This is a genomic window from Chenggangzhangella methanolivorans (assembly GCF_042648545.1).
Classification (GTDB): Bacteria; Pseudomonadota; Alphaproteobacteria; order Rhizobiales; family Methylopilaceae; genus Methylopila; species Methylopila methanolivorans.
On sequence record NZ_JBHRXS010000004.1, the window covers coordinates 682,084 to 700,878 of the forward strand.

Here is an 18,795-nt window from a genome sequence, read left to right on the forward strand (position 1 = left end):
TAGAACTCAAGGATTTCTCCGTGGATCTCGGAAGCCTGCGGAACTCCATAGAAGCAATCCTTCGTCGGCGGGTTTCTCGAGCGAATTTCGCCGGGCTCTGAAGGAAGTTTTTCTGCTGACGACGCTGGAATCCGTGTGAGCCATTCCTTCAGCTGGTTTTAATCCATACGCGCGCGTTTGATTCGGCGATGCCTCAACGGCCATGCCGCGAAGGCTTTCGCGCCAGCGCGACGCGCACGAATCCAACATTTTGGCTTGAGGTGTGGACACACCGTGACCTTGAGGCGTGGCGTCTGGCGATTGAAGCCAAGATGCAGGTAGCATGTCCGCGAATAATTCAACTGCTGGGCGATATTGGCATGTGGTCCGACAATGAGACCGACCGCGACTTTCTGAACTTCAAGTATGTCGCCGGCGTCGCAGCCGAGATGATTGCTCAGGCGAATGGGCAGCCGCTGTCCATCGGCGTTTCGGGAAGCTGGGGCGTCGGCAAATCGTCGATGATGCGGCTGCTTGAGGCCGATCTCAAAGCGCGAGAGCGCGAAGATTTCCTGTTCGTGCCGTTCAACCCCTGGCTTTACCAGGGATATGACGACACCCGCGCCGCCTTGATGGAGGTGCTCGCCCGAGCGCTCGTGAGGCACGCCGAAGAATCGAAGACCGTCGTCGAGGGCGGCTTGGAGCGGGCGCGCGGCCTGCTCGGGCGCGTGAACTGGTTCCGTGTGGCCGCAGCTGGAGCAAAGACCGCCGCTTCACTCGCTGTGGGCTTGCCGCCGATAGGGCTGGCCGGAGACGTCTACGACGCCTGGAATGCGTTGACGGACGGCGACATCAGCCAAGCGGACATCGACAAGGCCGATAAGGTGGCTGCCGCCGGCGCCGAAGCCGGAAAGGGCGCGCTCAAAGACGCCAAGCCAAAAGCGCTTCCGACGCCGCCGAAGGCGATTCAAGACTTCAGAGACGACCTGGAACAGACGCTCGAAAAACTACAGGTCACCCTGGTCGTGCTGATCGACGACCTGGACCGCTGCCTGCCGCCGATCACCATCGCGACGCTCGAGGCGATGCGCCTGTTCCTGTTCCTCAAGCGAACGGCGTTCGTGATCGCGGCCGACGACAACATGATCCGCTCGGCAGTGAAAATCCACTTTCAAGACGTCAGCCTCGACGAGGATCTGGTCACCAACTATTTCGACAAGCTGATCCAGGTTCCACTTCGCGTGCCTCCGCTCGGCACGCAGGACGTCAGGGCCTACCTCTTCCTGTTATTTATCGAAAACAGCGCGATTGAGGTGAAAAAAAAGGAAGAATTACGGGCCACCATAAGCAAACGTCTTGGCGAAAGTTGGCAAGGCAAGCGCGTCGATCGCGCGTTTCTCAAAGAAGTTCTAAAATCATGTCCTTCTGAGCTTGAGTCGCAGCTCGATCTCGCGGATCGCATCGCCCCGCTGATGACGAGCGCGAGCAACATCGCCGGCAACCCGCGCCTCATCAAACGCTTCCTGAACACGCTTTCGATCCGGCGCTCGATCGCAAAGGCGCAGGGCATCAGTTTCGACGACGCCGCCATGGCGAAGATGCTGCTGTTCGAGCGCGCGGGGCCCCCCAAGGTCTATGCGCAGCTGCTCGCCGAGATCAACAACAGCGAACATGGCAAGCCGGCGTCGCTTGCGACGCTGGAGAAGGCGGCGCTCAAGGGCTCCGAGGAACTCAAGCTCGAGAAGGAATGGGACGTGCCGTTCGTGCGCGAGTGGCTGACGCTTGCGCCTGAGCTCGCCGATCAGGACCTGCGCGGGCTCGTCTATGTCAGCCGCGAACAGATCCCGATCGTGACGGCCGCAGACCGCCTGTCGAGCGAAGCCGTCGGACTGCTGGAAGGGCTGTCCAAACTCACGACGTCCGCCAGCGCCCAGCTCGCCGAAAGGCTGCGCGCTCTGCCCCCGCACGAACTCTCCGCCATCGTCGAGCGCCTGATCGCGCGCGCCCGCAGCGTGACGACCTGGGGCGCGCCGCCGATCCTTCATGCCTTCCTCACCATCGCCAAGGTCGACGGCGCGCACCGGGCCACGATCGCGCGCTTCCTGAAAGACGTGCCCGCGGCCCAACGCTCGACCCCGATCGTTCCGTTGCTGGGCGGCGAGGCCTGGGCGGCGGACGTGCTCAGCGCCTGGGCGGCCGACAAGGACACGAAGGAACCGGTGAAGAAGGCGATCGCCACGGCGTCGCGAAAGGCCGGCGGCTGATGGGAACATCGAGTTCGAGCAAGGGACCCGGCGCGGGAGTGGCTCTCGTGCCGGGCTGGGTCGATCCGGCGCCTGCGCCCGCGAACGCGCCCCCGCCGGCGCCACCCGCAGTCGCCCCGCCGCGCAGATTCCAGTCGGCGCGGCGCAACCTCGGCGGGTTCGCAGCAAGCGGCGACGCAGGCCGACTGAGACAGGGGCTCGGACATTACGTCCGCACAGGACTTGGCGGCTCGGCGTCCGCCACGTCGCGAATGGCGGGGACGTCACGGACTGCGGGACGGCTCTACGACACGCTCAGCTCCTTAAGCGGCGGCGGCGCGCCGCCTGCGGACGTATCGCTCGATCCCGCGTCGCTTGCGGGTCTGTCGCAGGGTGAGATCGCGGATCGGCTGGCGGACGCGATCAGGCCTGTCGACGGCGCCCAGGACAGCGAAGCGGCCCGCGACGCGCTCTCACGGGCATTGTCGGAACTGCTGAGCGAACAGCCAGACGTCGACCTCACCAATCTCGACGCCGCGCAGATGGAAAGCGTGGTCGAAGGCTATGTCGGTCACGACCTCGCCCACCGGATTGAGCTGGACGTCGGAGCGGCGGTCTACTCCAGAGCGCCGAGCATTCCCGAAGGCGTGGAACGCATGCAGGAAATGCAGGACTACGTCCGCCAGGCGGTCGCGGCGGCGTTTCGCGCCCGTCGGGAGCTCGGCGAGCGAATGACGGCCGGGACGGCGGGGCGACTGACCGCCACCGTGCTGCGCGACACCTTCGAAGTCTTCGAGTCCTATCTATGAAACGGGTTGTCTGCGCCCCAAACGGTACGCCCGGCGTCCCCATCGGCGACGTTCGTTACGTGCTCTACAACTATGGCTCGCGCCCCGGCGAAGGCGGCGTCGGCGCTCGGTTGATCGATGAGATCCGGACCATGGGTCTGTCGGCGGGCCAGAAAGCCTGGGATTTCCTGTCGATCGCTCTGGCGGTCCTGGCCGCGGACGAGGGAATCACCCGCTCCGACAGCCCGGACGGCTGGACGCGCGAGATCACGCTGACCGTCGCGGTCGCCGACGCCGGTTTCTGGGCGACGCAGGCAGCCTCGCTCGCGCAGGCCCTTCGCTTCCTGACGACTGACATCTGGGCGCTCGACTTCATTGAAGGCGGCGTCCAGCCGGCGCCGCTTCGCAACCGGGCGGCTCGGCCAGAAACGGTCGTGTCGCTCCTGTCCGGCGGCATGGACAGCCTGATTGGCGCGATCGATCTCGTCGCCCAGGGCGAGACCCCGCTGTTCGTCAGCCAGGTCGCCAAGGGCGACAAAGCCAACCAGATCGAGTTCGCAAGCCGAATTTCGCCGCGTTCGCTTCACGCCCAGCTCAACCACAAGGCGGTTCACCCCGTGATCTCCGAGCGCTCACAACGGGCTCGGTCGATCATCTTCTTTGCCTTCGGCGCGTTGGCGGCCGAAAGCCTGACTGGCCGCGCCGGCCGCGTCGACCTGATCGTGCCTGAGAATGGCTACATCAGCATCAATCCTCCGCTGACGCCGCTCAGGCTCGGGTCTCTCAGCACGCGCACGACGCATCCGTATTACCTGCAGGCGCTCCAGCGCGTCCTGGACGCGGCGGATCTGCGGGCGGTGCTGCGCAACCCGTATCAGCTCAAGACCAAGGGCGAGATGCTTACGGAGTGCCTGACTCCTGCTCTGCTGGCGGATCTGGTCGGCCGTTCGACGAGCTGCGGGCGATACGCGCGCTCCGGCTTCCGCCAATGCGGCAGATGCGTTCCCTGCCTCGTGCGACGCGCGTCGTTTCATGCGGCGGGGCAAGTTGATCCGACAGGGCGTTATCGCTACGACGACCTGTCCCTTCCGGGGCGCGCCCATCGGGATTTCGACGATGTCCGCGCTGTCGCCTACGCCTGGCGGGTGATACAGACCGACGGCTTCGACGCGTGGCTCGGCGGCGCGCTGAACTCTGCAGTCAATCCCGACGCCGATGGCTTGCGTAAGACCGTCAGACGGGGCGTAACCGAACTGGGGGAATTCATCTCCAACCGTCTCGACCCGTGATCGATTTTCATTGCCACATAGACCTCTACAGTGATCCAGCGGCCGTCCTGAACGAGGCGGAGACGCGAGGCGTCTACGTGCTCGCGGTGACGACCACACCGAAGGCTTGGGCGGGCAACCTGAAGCTGGTGGCGGGCCGTCGGCGCGTCAGGTTGGGGCTCGGCTTCCATCCCGAACTGGTTGAAACTCGTTATTCCGAGATCGCGCTGTTCGAACATCTGGTGCCGGAAGCCAGATACATCGGCGAAGTCGGTCTCGACGGAAGTCCTGAGCACTCCGCTGGATTCGATCGCCAGCGCAAGATTTTCGAACGGATACTCCGGGCCAGTTCGATGGCCGGTGGCCGGGTGCTGAGCCTCCATTCGCGGCGAGCCGCGGGCGCCGTAATGGACTGCCTGGATCGGTTTCCAGACGCCGGGACGGCGATCCTGCACTGGTTCTCCGGGGACCGCTCCGAACTCGACCGTGCGATCCGCCGCGGGTGCTGGTTCAGCGTGGGCCCGTCGATGTTAACGAGCGCGAAGGGCATGGCGTTGGCGAAAGCCATGCCGAGGGACCGTGTGCTGACCGAAACCGACGCGCCATTCGCGCGGATCAAGGGCCGTCCGCTCAATCCATGGGATGTGGACGGGGCATACGTGCTTCTGGCTGAGGCTTGGGGCTGTGACGTCGAAACGGCGAGGGGCACGATACGGGAGAACCTTCGAACACTCGGCCGGGGATGAGAGACGATCGCGGGGTAAGGTCGTCGGACGCCTGGGAAGATCGCCCGCGCGCTCGTAACGGGTAATCCTTCCAAGCCCTTCATTTTCTTGGCGTGATGGTGCCCCATCGTCTTATCAAACCTTTCGCAAATAAAGGATTCGTTCCGCCAACGACGTGTCGTGACAAGGATTATAAGTCACTGAATTAATTGAGTTTTTTTAAAAATTTGCTTGACCGGTGCCCCGGCTTGCGCTGCGATCATCAGGCTTGGCGGGAGGCCAAGCCTGATGGAGGGCGACGTGAGCATCGAGCACCCAAGATCGAGAAACCGAGGATCAAGCGTTGATAATCCGCTGTCCCCGAGGGTCGGCCATTCGCAGAATGCGCTGTCGGAGGTCTGCGCAGACGCGGAGGGGCATGGATCCCGTAAAAATGCCGTTGGCTTTAGCGTGCCTCAAGAACCAGCTCGCATCGCGACGGCTTCTGGTCACCTCGGATTCCACGAAACAATTTTTGATTGTGGTAACGACGCGAGTTATGATCGAGGCTGGGTCGTCCTTCAAGCCCGTCCGGAATGGCGATGGAATGCTGTCCCAACATTCAGGGATTTACTGTATCTTCCATTCTTGAATGAGGGATTCGGTTTCGTTTCGAAGGCTCCTACACCGACACAGTGGTCAGGTGTTGAGGCGCCGCTTCCGGAGCCCAGAAACGACTCGTCGGGCAACGGGTCCAAGACCCCCAGCGGTTCCGACCGAAACGTTAACCTCAATTTGAGGTTGTGCTTGACGGGCGTGGCCGAAGACGCCTGCAAGCCCCATTTTCTCGGTCTGACAGCCGGGGTTCACCATCATGCATGAGGCCGCCGCCGCCGGTCGCGCCGCGACCGGAAACGCCATCCTTTCGTCCACGCGTGGCGCGTCCCCGGCCGGACCGCAAGACCTCAAGCAGGTGAGGGCGGACATGTCCGCCTGGCGACGCCTGAAGCCCGGCTTGATCAAAAGCACCGGAACGGCGGCACGTCTTCGCGCGACGCTGACGGCCTGGGCGGCGACCGCGGTCATGCCTGAGCTCGCCACCGACGCCAGGACCGCCTGCGCCTATCTCGCCGCCCAGCGACTGGTGATCCACCTGCCGGAAGCCGAAGTCGCCGCGACATGCGCGGCGCTTGCAGCGCTTGCAGGCGACGCGGTCGCGCAGACGACCGTCAGGGCGCGCCTTTCGCACGCCGCGGTCCATGATCCCGTCGCGCGCGACGTGCTCGGCGCCTGGATCAGGCGCGACCGCCATGTCGCGCGCTCGAGCCGATGCGCACGCGAGGCGGCAGAGGCGGGCCAATCGCCTGACGGCGGCGCGGTCGCGCCGCCGGAGGCAAGTCGAGCAGGGCCGAACTGGACCACCGCACACCCGTCGCAAAGCCACAACCGGATCGTTCATGCGCAAAGCGCCAGCCGCGCCGAAACCTACCGGCAGGCGCTGGAACGCGGGGGGCTGACCCTTCCGCAGCGAAGCTGGGCGGCTGGAGGTCTTCGCGACGCGACGATCGACTGGCAGCAGGTTTCAGCAGAAAGCGGCATCAAGATCGGCTCTCTGCGTCCGAGGATGAAGTGGCGCGTCGTGATCGAAAGCTGGATCCCGGCGCTTGGTCTGGCCGAGCGCGAGCTGCGCCGCTACGACGGTCCAGGCGGAAACCCTGAGTGGTCAGGCGCCAATCGCACGCTGGACCGCGGCGAACGCGAAGCCAAGCTGACGGCCTATCTCCAGCGCCTGCGCGAGCAGGGTCTGCCGCTGCCGGAGCAGGTGACGCTTGGCGGCGGCATCCTGTGGAGGAAGGTGGCCGAGGAAAGCGGCCTGAGCCTAAATTGCTTCCACGCCGCCGGCGGCCGGATGCGGCGTATCGTCGAGCGGTGGGCGCCGGAGCTCGGGACTGGCCCGCGCCGGTCGGCCAGCCTTGGAGACCCGCTGTCGATCGAAGAGCTGGAAATGGTCCTCGACATCGAGCAGCCCCGGCTGCTGCGGCGACGGGGCCTGGACGACAAGGCGGTGCGCAAGGCGATGTCCAATCTGCACTGGGCGTTCCGGATCGCAAGAATTGTCGCAGGCGACTTGGTCGGCGCGCCGGCGAGGCCTGCGTTCGAAACTCTGGCGGCCGACGCCGGAACCAAGGCGACTGTCCGTACCGAAGCCCGGCGTTGTCTCAATGCGCTCGACGAGATCGAGCACGGCGACGGTCTGCCGGCGAGCTATTCGGCGGCGTTCGCTCTCGTCTGCGCTCGCTCGGGCAAGTCGACCCCCGCGATCGCTGCGATGGTTGGCCTGACCGAACGCGCGTTGAGGAACCGGATCGAAAGCGAGATCGGCAGCAATACCCTGATCGCCGAAGCGCAGAAGTTCGAGCGTCTCTTCGGCCTGCCGCCTGCCTGTCTGAGCTCGCGCCTGACGGAACGACGCCGCCGGACGCTGTATGTCGACAGGTCGATGTTCGACGCAGACATCGTCGACGAGGCGACATATCTGAAGATCCGAAAATACGTCCCGCCCGAGTTCACGATCCAGCCGGCTGAAGCCCGCCGGGCGATGCTGATCGAACTGCTGGCCGAGCTCGACCAGCAGACCTCGGCCTATTCGCGCGCGATGCGGATCTACAGACAGACGCCTTACAGGATGACGGCGTTTTCCGAGGCGCTCGCCAGCGAGTGGAACGATTTCATCGAATTCCAGAATACGCTCGCCCGTCGCCTGGACATCCATCGGCGCGGCGGAAAATGGTCCGACGCCACAGTCCTCATCAGAAAGGAGAGGCTGCATGGCTATTTCGGATCGCTCTGCATCCTGGCATCGCCCGACGACCCTGCGGCGCTCGTCCCTCACATGGCGCTCGCCCTGGCGTTGTTTCCGAAGTGCGCCCGCGCGCATCTGGAGCACATGGCGCGCCGCAAGGCGCTGGCCTGGGATGGCGACATGGAGCGGCTGACGGGCGCCGAATTCCATATTCTCGGCGATCTCCAGCGCCTGGTGGAGACCGAGACCGGCTGGCTTCGGCAAAGGCCTGATCTCGGCGATCGCCTGAGACCCGTCTACGGTCTGGTGAGCCAGGAGGAGATCGACACCGCGCTGGCCGACTGGGACGGGGCATGCGATCGCGCCGAACGAGGCTACAAGCGGGAAAAGCGTTCGCTGCGCAGCTTCGTCGAAGAACTGTGCGATCGACATGAAGCCGTGCTGCCCTTTCTCAAACAAGCCAATCCCGCCGTCGCCTTCGCGACATTGATGGAGGGCCTCGCGCAGGACATCGAAAAATGCCTGCCGGGCACGCGCGAGCGCGCGATCGCGCTGCGCAGCGGCGTGCTGGTCGGTATCCTGTCGCAGCTGGGATTGCGGCTCGGGACGCTCTGCGCACTCAATGCGCAAGGGGCCCACACGCATATCATGAAGGTCGACGGCGTCTGGACGCTGCGGATCAGCCGGCACCTATTCAAGAACAAGAACGGTCCGTATTTCGGCGACAAGGACAAGGGGTTCCACGACTATGAGGAAGAGCTCGACGACAGCGACGGCCTGGGGCTCTACGCCATGCTCGACGAGTATTTGCTGGAAGGCGGCCGGGAGGCGTTGAACCCGAAGGGTGTCGCAGACGCGCTGTTCCCGGGCATCATCGAGGGCAAACGCATGCGCAAAACGGCGATCCGCAATCTGATCATCGAGATCACGAGACGCTTTCTTGCGTACAACCCGTTGACGAAGTCCGGCGTCAAGGGCGTTCGACCGTTCGGGCCGCATCCGTTCCGGCACATCCTGGCGACGGCAGTGCTCAAGGCCACCGGCGACAAGCAGACCGCCGCCGACGCGATCCACGACGCAGTCGATACGATCGAACGCTATGTCCGCTATCTGCCAAGCGATAGACGCGACACGCTGAAGGCGGCGCGCCGGTCGATCTTCTCCAGCAGCCCCGAGCGGAAGACGTCGGCCAATGAGCGATCGGGCAAACCGGCCGCTAGCCCTTCAATTTCGCGCCTGGGCGCGCGAGGGCGCGCTCAGACCTCGCGCTGACGGCGGGGGGCGCGGCCTAGCCCCCCGCCGGCTTGGTTGTCTTCGCGCCAGCCTTGACGCCGGGGGCCGCCAACGCGCCCGGCGCCGACGTCGCCGTGGCTCCGAGCTCTCCCAGCGCCTGCTTCACGACCCGCATATGGTCTTCGGCGGTCGTGGCCTGCGCGAGGTGGGCTTTGAGCGCCTTGATCTCGGACTTCAGGCTTGCGTTGGAGGTCGCGAGGCTCAGTCTTACTGCGGAGAGCGCCTTGACCTCGGCGTCCTTCGTCTCGATCACCGCCGACAGTCGCTGGTTGGCCTCGGTCAGATCCGTGTTGGCGGCTTTCTGGCTCTGAAGCTGCGCTTCAAGAGCGCGCTCACGTTCGAGCGAATCCGCTTTGAGCAGCCGATAGCGCCGTTCGGCGGCGGTCCTGACGGTCGCGAAGAACCCCGCGATTTCCGCCCGGTGCCTCATCCACAGCCGCTGCTCCAGGAGCGCGTCGAGCTCCGACAGGTTCTCGCATTCCTCATTCAGCTTCGGCAGATTCTTGTGCGCGGTGCTCATCGAGCCGCCGATGCGCCCCCACGCGTGTATTCATCGTCGCTGACGCCGCACAGTACAGACGAATCAAGAATAGGACTTGAGTATGTTTCCGCAGGGACGTAGGTGACGTCGCCTGATGGCGACCCCACTACCATATGACGGTCGATCTAGGGCACAGAAGCTTCGACAAGCAGAACCGTGGTCTCGAAGAGCGCGGTTATGCAGGGAAACAAAAACTATCTGGACCTTGTAAGTTTCGCCGCGATCAAATCCGCTTCTTCTTTACGCAGCTTTATCATCAAAGTCCCTTCAGGATCTATCGCTATCGAGCCGCTGGGCACTCCAATTACCGCCCACCCAGACAACGACGCAGGATTCAGATTGTGAGCGATAAACCGGTCGTCCGCGGCGCGTGTCTGCTGTTCTTCAGGTGAAATACTTAGTTCGCGCAATGTAGCCACCATCGTTGCGGAAAGCTTGCCGAACCGTAATTTTTGCCGTTGTGCACTGCAAATAGACGAAAGTATAACAAGATCTGGTTGTGGAACATTCAGCTGGGAGGGGGACAATAAGGAGATACGGCCTTCCACTTGACCGCATGTCAAAGCGGCAGCTTCGTAGCTTCAGCCGCCATACTTGCATGAAATCAAATACGATCTTGGCGTTTTCACCGCTGACAGATCAAACACGTGTTCGACCTGGGCCGGCAAACAGTTCAGACAGTGTAAGCGCTAGGTGCCCCGTCCATGCTTTAGATAGACACATCAACGGCTGGCAGTGATTCCGATTGCAATCGGCGTACCTACCCACATCTGCAAACACCACCAAAGTACAAATCGCAGGGCTATCACACAGTAAATCAAATGAATTGTGTAGCATCGGACGCCTGACCAACAAATCTGCTCTATAATAATATTTGTTATATCTGCTATCTCAAGTCCACGCGCGTTTTGCATCGTGATCTATGAGCTGGTATGGACGCGATGCTGCGCTGCAATATGGCGGCTGCGATCCTTTGGCGAGCGCGACCAGACATGAGAGAGACAGGTAGTCGACACGCGTCATCCGACGTAAGCGTCGTTTTGACAGAAAATATTGCGCCTTCAGCGGCCAAAGCATTTTTGCTGGCCGGGTTCGGCGACGTCGTGCGGCTAACGGGCGCAGTCACGCCTGCAAACCAGACAGAGGCGCGCTCGGCGAACGTCCTCGGCATTCGATCTCGGACACGGATCGACATAGGCCTTCTCGACATTGCGTCAGGTCTTTTGGCGGTCGGGTGCTTCAGCGTCGGAACGAACCAGGTCGATCTGGCCGCTGCGCGGGCCCGCGGCATACCCGTCTTCAACGCGCCGTTCTCCAACACGCGCAGCGTCGCCGAACTGACAATCGGCGAGATCGTGATGCTGCTGCGCCGCATCCCGCAACGGTCGATTTCCGCTCATGGCGGAGGCTGGGACAAGTCCGCCGACGGTTCGTTCGAAGTTCGCGGGAAGACGCTGGGGATCGTGGGATACGGCAATATCGGAGCTCAGCTCTCCAACCTCGCCGAGGCCATGGGGATGCGTGTGATCTTCTTCGATCTCACCGACAAGCTCCGCCACGGCAACACCGAGCCGGCTGACAGCCTCGACGCGCTTCTTGCCGCCAGCGATGTCGTCAGCCTGCATGTGCCCGAGACCCCCGCTACGGCCGGACTGATGGACGCCGGAAGGATCGGCGCGATGAAGCCCGGCTCTTGCCTCATCAACAACAGTCGAGGCACGGTCGTAGACCTCGACGCTCTGGCGGACGCCCTACGACGGGGCCACCTGCATGGCGCCGCTGTCGACGTCTTTCCGGTCGAGCCGAAATCGAACAACGAACGCTTCAGGTCTCCGCTTCAAGGACTGGAGAACGTCATTCTCACGCCGCACATCGGCGGCTCGACCGAAGAAGCCCAGGATCGCATCGGCGCCGAAGTCGCGCGCAAGCTGATCGACTACGTGGAGACTGGATCAACACTTGGCGCGGTTAATTTTCCGCAAGTGCAAATTCCGCCGGGAAACGGCGGCGCTCGATTCGTCCATGTTCATCACAACGTTCCGGGCGTGTTGGGACGCATAAACGCCGCCTTCGCAAAGCGGAGCGTGAACGTATCATCTCAGTTTCTTCAGACAGACGGCGATCTGGGCTACGTAGTCATCGAGGCCGATGCAGAACCGGCCGACCAGACTGCGATCCTTCACGATCTTCGCACGATCGAGGGGACGGTTCGCGGGCGGCTGATACGGGATGGCGCGATCGCCAGGTCACGCTGATGTCGGTGCGCGGCGCGATCCATGGGCGTTTTGGGCAGGCTCTAATTCGACAAGGGCGTCGTTCGGCAGATTAGAGCTCAGCGACGTGGACGGAAAGTCCATGCGAACCGCGATCGGGAAAGTGTGGGCGCATCCATCACGGGCGCACCCGAACGGAAAGGGTTGTAATCGAAGAAGTCGCCTTGAGATCTGCGTCCTGATGATGAAGGGCGGCGCCAAGGCGCCGCCCTCCAGATTGCCTCATAGGGGAAGCAGGTAGATCACGCAGTTGCCGGGGGCGAGGAAGGCGCCCGGCGGAAGAAGACGCCAGTACTGGGCGTCTGACGCCAGCCAGTCACGCAGTTCCTGCTTGCCTCCGCGCTCGGCGAGAAGCGACCTCAGGTTGAACGAGAGCTTCACGCCAGGCCGTCCGAGTTCGCCTCGGCGACGAGGGTTGATCCCGGTCTCGATGCACCACAGGACGGCTTCGATGAACGCCTTGCGTGTGGCGAACGACGAGTTGGTTGCGCGACGCAGGGCGGCCGAACGACCGAGCAGTTGGAGAACTGCTCCTCGCTGAGGTTCCAGCGCCTGCCTCGAGCTGGCTGCGGGCCATCTCGAGATAGGCGTCGGAGACTCCGCCCTGGAGCCGCCAGACTTCGCGACAACGCGTGATGATCAACGGGTCGGGCGCGTCGCTTCCCCGTTCGGGCACAGCTCGACCGTCACGTCAAACATGTTGTGCCCCTGGTCGAAGCGCACCAGCACGCGGCGCCAGTTCTGCGTAAGCAGATCCTCGTGCTCCGGGGCGCCGACGAGCGATTTCACGCCATCGATCTCGGCCGCACGCAGTTCAGAGGTGTGAATGCCCGAGTGCTTGCGGACATAGACCTCGTTCTCGCAAACGAAGACCCGGTGGACCTGGTGCGTCTCGTGCCTCTGCTGCACTATGGGCAGGTCGCACGCGCAGCACCGCACCTTACGGCTCAAGTAGTCGACCGAGGCATAAGTGCGCCTGGCCGCGACCTTCCTGGTGCGAACCTCCTCGCTTTGACGCGCAATCGCGTCACGACGCGCTTGCGAGGTGGCGGACCCGAGCGATCGCAGTGTCGAAGAGCGGTTCGCTCTCGTCCCCGTCCTCCTTGCGACCGAAGACGTAGAGGCCGTTGTAGGTCGTGGTCTTGAGGATCTGCTCGATCCCGTAGCCGAGCGTCGCCACCACGATGCCGGCGTTGACGTCGTCGGTGATGCGCGCCACGCCCTTGAACGCCCCGCGGTCGTCGCTGGACCTTGACCCGGTCGCCCTCGATGATTCCGCTGGCGTCGGGCGTCGCGCTGGTTGATCAGCACGAACTGCTCGCCTTGCACGTGATGCTTGTCCGCCATGTTGGCGTAGCAGGTGTTCAGAATGTCCTGCCAGCCGTCGCTGACCCAGGGGTGGGCCGTGACGACGCGCTTGTCACCCACGATCTCGCTGAACAGATCAGGGTGCGTAGCGACCATGTCCTTGCGCCAGTCGCTCATCGCGAGGTTCGTCCCGGGCGCGCCGTCACTGAAGCGGCCCCATGTGAGGTTCGTGCTCCTCGGGCCAGTCGAAGACAGGCGTCTTGACCAGATCGCGCGTCAGCTCCTCGATGCGCTGGCGCGCCAGATAGGTCTCGCGTGCGAGAGCCTCTGCGACCCTTTCAAAGGTGCAGCTGTTCGCCGCCAAGGCGCGCGCGGCCGTCTCCTCCGCCATGCGAAGGCGAGCGCGCACTGCGGACGAGACAAGCGCGAACGCGTTACCGCCGACTACTCGGTCTGGCTCACCGAGATAAAGGGGGCCTTGCTCGCCCAGGCCAAAACTCGCCTCGATCGCGGTCGCCACGTGCGTCGCGAGCGCGATGTCGCTGTCGCGCGATCCGCCCGAACCGCTGCGGATCTCGCCATAGACGAGCCGTTCGGCGATGCGGCCGGCGAGCGCCTGTGCGATCATCGCGGTCAGCCCCTCGACCGTGTGATCGGTCAGGTCCTGTAGAATTTCGGTGTGACCGCCGTCCGAGGTGATCGCCGCGCTGCCGACACGGCACACCCCGAGCGCCAGAGTCACCACGACGTGCCCGGCTTCGTGGAACGCGACGCGACGGCGTACGCCCGGGGCGAAGTCCGGCTTGCCGTCACGGATCGCATCCAGGACGTCGTCCAACGTCACCTTTCGACGACCGACGCGACGCCCGTTGGCGTAAGCCCGCCGAATCCAGGCCGCCAAATCGGCGGGGGTGGCGCCAAGCGCCGCAACGCCCGCTTCGCGCAGACCGGCGTCGTCGAGCTCGCCCTGCAGATGATGACGGGCGACGCCCATGAGCTCGTCCAGCTCCGGCAGTCGAAGCGTCACGATTCGGTCGAGACGTCCCGAACGACGCAGAGCCGGGTCGATCCGGTCCGGATGGTTGGTGGCGCCGAGTACAAAAACGCCATCGCGGTTTTCGGCCCCGTCAAGACATTCCAGCAATGCGTTCACCACTTGGGACGAGTAGTCCCGATGATCGGCGGTGAACGTCGTCCGGTCGCCGAAACTGTCAATCTCGTCGATGAACCACACGGCGGGCGCTCTCCGCCGTGCGTCGGCGAAGCTGCGGCGCATCGCAGCGAGCGTGTGGCCCAGGTGACCTTCGCGGCTGCTTTGCCAGACCGCCAGCGATCCGGAGATCAGCGGAACATCCGCCGTCGCGGCGAATGCCTTGGCGAAAAACGTCTTTCCCGTTCCTGGCGCGCCGACGAGCAACAGACCTCGGTCGACGACGCTCCACGAGAGTTCGCCTGCGGCGAACGCCTTGAGATCTGCTGCGATCGCCATGCCGATGTCCCGCGCAGCGCCGAATCCCGACAGGCGATCCAGCGTCTCGGCGGAAGCCGGAGGCGTCGCGCGGCGACGCACCAGTTCCTCGACCCGCGCGACCATCAGATCCGCCACGCGCGACCCTCGCGCCGCGATCTGAAGGTCAATGGCGCGCACGTCTTGAACAAGGTCGCAAGCCACGTCTCGCGACGGCCCGGCGCCGCAGATCGCTTCGACGGTCGCCGCCAGGCGCGGGCCATCCATCCCGCCGAGCTCGATGCGCCAATCGGCTGCACGGACGAGATCGGGATTGAGCTGCCGTTCGGGATCGGCGGCCAGCGCGACGATCACGGCGCGGTTCTCCAACGCGTTCGTCAGCGCCTCGTCATTGGCGTCGCGGCGGACGCTGTCGCCTCCGCTACGGAAGATTACATAGGCGCGTTCGCTTGACGGCTCGATAGAGCCCGAACGCAGCCGAGCCTGACTGAGCTTGACGCAGCCGTTCAGCAGACAAGTGGAGACCGCGCGTTCGAGCGGCTCGACCAGTTCGTCGACGCCTGTCGTGATGCAGACGATCGGCGAGCCACCGCGAAACTGCCGAAGCAGCTCGGGGAAAGGCGAGATCGCGAATGCAAGATGGACGGCCGCAACGACGGTGTCGACGCGTGGCTGCGCGACCGGCTCTTTCTTCGGAACATCGACGCCGTCGACGTCGCTGGTCCCGCTCGCCTTTTCAAAAAGAAGCGCCACGAACTCGCGAGCCAGTCGACGAGGATCGACCGGCCGCTTGCGGGAGCCTGCCGTCATGATCTTACCGCCGTCTGTCGTTTTCGAAGACCGTCCAGCCGTCACGTTGCGTCACCCGTCTCGCCAGGCGAGGCGCTGCCCAGACGCGCAGCCCGGCTCGAGATCAGTCCGACGTCGCGGAGCGATCGGCAGAAATGATCGAACACGTCGGCCGCGGCGGCGTTGCCCGCCAGCGCGCAGGCCAGCAACGCGGACATCACGAGATCGAGCTTGATCGACAGCTGGCGCGCGCGCGGCGCTACGGACCATGCCATCGCGATGGCCGCCGGCGCATAGCCGCGCGCCGCGCGCGGCCAGTCGGGCTCCTTCATGATGCTGACGCTGGCGAAAGCGCGTCGGATGTCTATCGGACGAGCGCGCCGCAGGACGTGCACGTCATGGCTGCGCCAGAAGTCCAGGGGCAGGGCTAACTGCGATCGAGCCCCCCGCAGCGGCGGGCGATCCCAAAGCTGGAGCTGACCGCGCGTCGAGCCCAGCACGAAAGCGGTCATCATCGAAGCTGACCGAAAGACGAGGTCGCTGGTCAGTCTGCCCGTGTCGGGCGAGAGCTCTTCTATCAGCCCGGCGAAGCGCGCCTCGAACCGAGCCATCAGCGCGCCGGATGGCATCGACTGCGTCGCCTTGAGCAAAATCTCGCTCCCGGCCTTGAGGATCGCCGGCTGCGGAACGACGCCAAGTTCTTCGTCCATGACGCTCGCAAACTGCACTGACCGTGCCCGAACCGGCCGATCGAGCCGTTTTTCCACCCCGCCAGAGGTCGGCACGAGCGCGGCGTAGACGCCATGCTCGACCGGCATCGATGGCCCGGCCGCAAGCGCCTGAAGAGACAGCAGTCGCAACGCCGGCTCGGACCGCGCGATCAGCATCGCCGCGGCGCCGGCGAAGGCGCGCCAGCCGACATAGCGTTCGAACGACGCGCATCGACCGCTGGGCAGTTGACGGTTGAGCTGGGGCAGGGCGCTGAACTGCGCGATCAGCAAGCGCTCGACGAGCCGCGCCTCGTCGGGACTGACATCGCCCCCTCCAGTCACGGCGTAGGCCCTGACGTTCGATGCGAACTCGTGAAGCCGAGGGTGCGCCTTGAGTCGCCGTCGCAAATCGCTGGCGCTGCCGACGTAAAGCTCGGAATTGGTCCCAAGAGCGTCGCAGATCAGCACATAGACGCCGATCGCGGATCCCTCAAGGCTCGAGAGCTTGAAGGGGCGGCTGCATAGCGCTTCGACCACCGGCTGACCGACCTGAAGCGTGAGCGTTTGGGCGGTCGTGCCGCCAGGAGTAGCTTTCATCGTCGCGTCCGTTCGATCCCGGTCATGCAGATGCGTCGCCGCGCGGCCGCGGCCGCGTCGAACGATCAGCGCTCTTGGTCAAGAGTCGTCAGGGTTCGAACGAGCGAAGAACGACGTGCGCGTCCGGGCTGAAGTCCTGACCGGACACGAAGGAGGCAAGGCCCTCGTCGATCAGGGCGACGACGGCCGACAGCGGGCGGGGATGGACGGGAATCGCGGCGATGAGCGCCTCAAGGGTGGCGAAGCCGTCGTGCTGGAGAATTTCGAGCAGCAGTCGGCGCGTGACGGGCGTGAGCCATGCGCTGCCGTTGGGCGCAACTCCATCGCTGCCATGGACGGAGTGGTGCAGGAAAGTCAGAGATTCGGGATTGCAAGCGAGCGCGGGCTCGCCGAAAAGGCCAGCAGCCATGACGGTCGGATCCTGTCCAAGCAGGTTTCGCCATCATGGTCAGGGCGTCGGCGGCTGCTTCCAACAGCTGCCGGCGTCCGCTTGTTATGCGGACGGCCCGTTCCCAAAAGCGAAAACCGTAGTCGCGGCATGATCGCCGCCGTCGAAAACTGTAATTAGGCCCCCAACCCGTCAAGCACGCAGCCGCCCGTAAATGCGATCACGGTTAATGCCGTGCCTGCCGGTCGTTCAGGATCGCGGGAGGCATTTGGGATCGTATAATGGCGAAAAGGGCGTCGTCGAAAAGGCTCTTGCCGGATCGAGCGTGAAGGCGGGCGATCGGGTCGTCGGCCTGAAATTCGAAGGGGCGTGGGCGGAGCGTGTCGCGGTTCCCGAAAGCTTCATTGCGTCGATGCCGGATCAGGTCAGTTTCGAGCATGCATCGACGCTGCCGGTCGCCGGACTGACGGCTGCGATCGCTCTCGCCACGAAGCCGTTGAAGCCGGGCGACGGGGCGCTCATCACCGCCGCGACAGGCGGTGTCGGCACGTTCGCAATTCAGCTCGCCGCCAAAGCTCAAGCTCACGTCGTTGCGTTCGCGCGTTGCGAAAGCGACGCTCCACGTCTCGTTGCTCTCGGCGCGCATGAGGTGGCAGCCAGCATCAACGACGCCAAGCGGCTGGGTCCCTATGACCTGATCCTTGAAGGCGTCGGAGGCGCGCTGCTCGGACATGCGCTGTCATAGCTTGCGGCGCGCGGCATGTGCGTTCAGTCCGGCGCCGCTGACGGCGATGACCTGACAGCGTTCGACGCCAAACAGTTTCGCTTGGGCTCCGGCGGGCTATTGGGTGGCGCGTCGCTCTACGGCTTCTTTCTTGCCGAAGAGCTCACGAGGCCAGGCGCGTCACGCGCCGGTCCTCATCTCGGTGAGCTTGCCAGGCAGCTGGTTGGCGGGGGCTTGGATCCAGGCGTCGAACGGATGGCATTGTGGCAAGACATCGACGAGGCGGCGCGATCGCTGCTTTTGCGCCGGTTTACGAAAAAGGGCGTCCTGATTGTCGATTTAAACGATCAGGATGCTTGCGCCGTCGAGGCGTCATTCGCGGGCATTCGAGGATACGTGGACAACGGGCGTTTGGCGCGGTCAAATCTACTTCGCTTCCATTCCATTGCACTCTCCCCGGCCTGATCGGACAAATTTTTCATTAACCGACCTTGCGGACTGAATTGCGCAGGCAGGACCGAAGACGCTGCCGTCCGCCTTTGGGCGAATAGCTGACGGAAGCGTAAAGCGAGTTGGGCCGAACCGCTTTCTGGCGCAGCGCGATGATGGCGACCCCCGCCTCGCAGACCGCCGCCGGCGTCGTCGGGTGCGCCACAGCCATGCCTAACGCCTCGCTCCGACGGACGACCGGAAGCGCGCGCCGTTACAGACTGCATCCGAGCCGCGCGAGCGCCCGCGCGGCTCGGCACCGCGGTCGACATGCACGATGCGGACTTGGCCCATCGCGGCGAGATTTTCGACCAAGACGACCGATGTTCCAGATCCGGCCTGGCGTCCGCGACATGCACTCGTCACGCTGGCGGCTCGGCCACGGCGCTGAAACCGCTCTTAGACCGCGAAACGCCGGCCGTCTTTATAG

At 64.1% G+C, this 18,795-nt stretch carries 15 protein-coding genes; 8 read left to right on the top strand and 7 right to left on the bottom strand.

The features are described 5' to 3' along the window. Positions 1-359: 359 nt before the first annotated feature. The 5 genes from ACFOWB_RS08660 (at position 360) to ACFOWB_RS08680 (ending at position 9,057) form a co-directional block, all read left to right on the top strand. Positions 360-2,243 carry a KAP family P-loop NTPase fold protein gene (locus ACFOWB_RS08660; RefSeq protein WP_378146744.1) on the top strand — a complete coding sequence of 628 codons (1,884 nt, stop codon included), beginning with the start codon at positions 360-362 and terminating at the stop codon, positions 2,241-2,243. Beyond that, positions 2,243-3,031 carry a Qat anti-phage system associated protein QatB gene (gene qatB / locus ACFOWB_RS08665; protein ID WP_315855125.1) on the top strand — a complete coding sequence of 263 codons (789 nt, stop codon included), beginning with the start codon at positions 2,243-2,245 and terminating at the stop codon, positions 3,029-3,031. Before ACFOWB_RS08660 ends, qatB begins: the two co-directional genes overlap by 1 nt. Continuing rightward, complete coding sequence (qatC, locus tag ACFOWB_RS08670; protein WP_378146746.1) at positions 3,028-4,299, top strand: Qat anti-phage system QueC-like protein QatC; 1,272 nt, start codon at positions 3,028-3,030, stop codon at positions 4,297-4,299. The genes qatB and qatC overlap by 4 nt, the downstream gene beginning before the upstream one ends. Then, entirely contained in the window at positions 4,296-5,024 is a 729-nt protein-coding gene (qatD, locus tag ACFOWB_RS08675) for a Qat anti-phage system TatD family nuclease QatD (protein WP_261403738.1), read from the top strand. The genes qatC and qatD overlap by 4 nt, the downstream gene beginning before the upstream one ends. A gap of 832 nt (positions 5,025-5,856) precedes the next feature. Next, entirely contained in the window at positions 5,857-9,057 is a 3,201-nt protein-coding gene (locus ACFOWB_RS08680) for a hypothetical protein (RefSeq protein WP_378146749.1), read from the top strand. 16 nt (positions 9,058-9,073) lie between these two features. Here ACFOWB_RS08680 and ACFOWB_RS08685 read toward each other — a convergent pair whose 3' ends face one another. Next, positions 9,074-9,598 (bottom strand): hypothetical protein, encoded by a 525-nt coding sequence (locus ACFOWB_RS08685; RefSeq protein ID WP_261403736.1) that lies wholly within the window; start codon positions 9,596-9,598, stop codon positions 9,074-9,076. A 1,013-nt stretch (positions 9,599-10,611) separates the two neighbouring features. Between ACFOWB_RS08685 and serA the strand changes: the two genes are divergently transcribed. Beyond that, on the top strand, positions 10,612-11,874 hold the full coding sequence (serA, locus tag ACFOWB_RS08690; protein WP_261405618.1) for a phosphoglycerate dehydrogenase: 1,263 nt from the start codon (positions 10,612-10,614) through the stop codon (positions 11,872-11,874). 240 nt (positions 11,875-12,114) lie between these two features. Here the strand turns inward: serA and ACFOWB_RS08695 are convergent, their stop codons facing one another. The 6 genes from ACFOWB_RS08695 to ACFOWB_RS08720 form a co-directional block, all read right to left on the bottom strand. Next, entirely contained in the window at positions 12,115-12,273 is a 159-nt protein-coding gene (locus ACFOWB_RS08695; RefSeq protein WP_261403735.1) for a hypothetical protein, read from the bottom strand. A gap of 258 nt (positions 12,274-12,531) precedes the next feature. Then, positions 12,532-12,801, bottom strand: coding sequence for a hypothetical protein (locus ACFOWB_RS08700; RefSeq protein WP_378146752.1), 270 nt, complete (start codon positions 12,799-12,801; stop codon positions 12,532-12,534). A gap of 118 nt (positions 12,802-12,919) precedes the next feature. Beyond that, on the bottom strand, positions 12,920-13,111 hold the full coding sequence (locus tag ACFOWB_RS08705) for a hypothetical protein (protein WP_261403733.1): 192 nt from the start codon (positions 13,109-13,111) through the stop codon (positions 12,920-12,922). A 291-nt stretch (positions 13,112-13,402) separates the two neighbouring features. Beyond that, a complete protein-coding gene (locus ACFOWB_RS08710) occupies positions 13,403-15,478 on the bottom strand; it encodes an AAA family ATPase (RefSeq protein ID WP_378146755.1) in 2,076 nt (691 codons plus the stop codon). A 41-nt stretch (positions 15,479-15,519) separates the two neighbouring features. Next, complete coding sequence (locus tag ACFOWB_RS08715) at positions 15,520-16,704, bottom strand: GIY-YIG nuclease family protein (RefSeq protein WP_378146757.1); 1,185 nt, start codon at positions 16,702-16,704, stop codon at positions 15,520-15,522. A gap of 148 nt (positions 16,705-16,852) precedes the next feature. Continuing rightward, positions 16,853-17,173 (bottom strand): hypothetical protein, encoded by a 321-nt coding sequence (locus ACFOWB_RS08720; protein WP_261403729.1) that lies wholly within the window; start codon positions 17,171-17,173, stop codon positions 16,853-16,855. 208 nt (positions 17,174-17,381) lie between these two features. Between ACFOWB_RS08720 and ACFOWB_RS08725 the strand changes: the two genes are divergently transcribed. Together ACFOWB_RS08725 and ACFOWB_RS08730 are read left to right on the top strand one after the other, a co-directional pair. After that, complete coding sequence (locus ACFOWB_RS08725; RefSeq protein ID WP_261403728.1) at positions 17,382-17,897, top strand: hypothetical protein; 516 nt, start codon at positions 17,382-17,384, stop codon at positions 17,895-17,897. Between the two features lie 15 nt (positions 17,898-17,912). Then, a complete protein-coding gene (locus ACFOWB_RS08730) occupies positions 17,913-18,341 on the top strand; it encodes a hypothetical protein (protein ID WP_261403727.1) in 429 nt (142 codons plus the stop codon). Positions 18,342-18,795 lie beyond the last annotated feature (454 nt).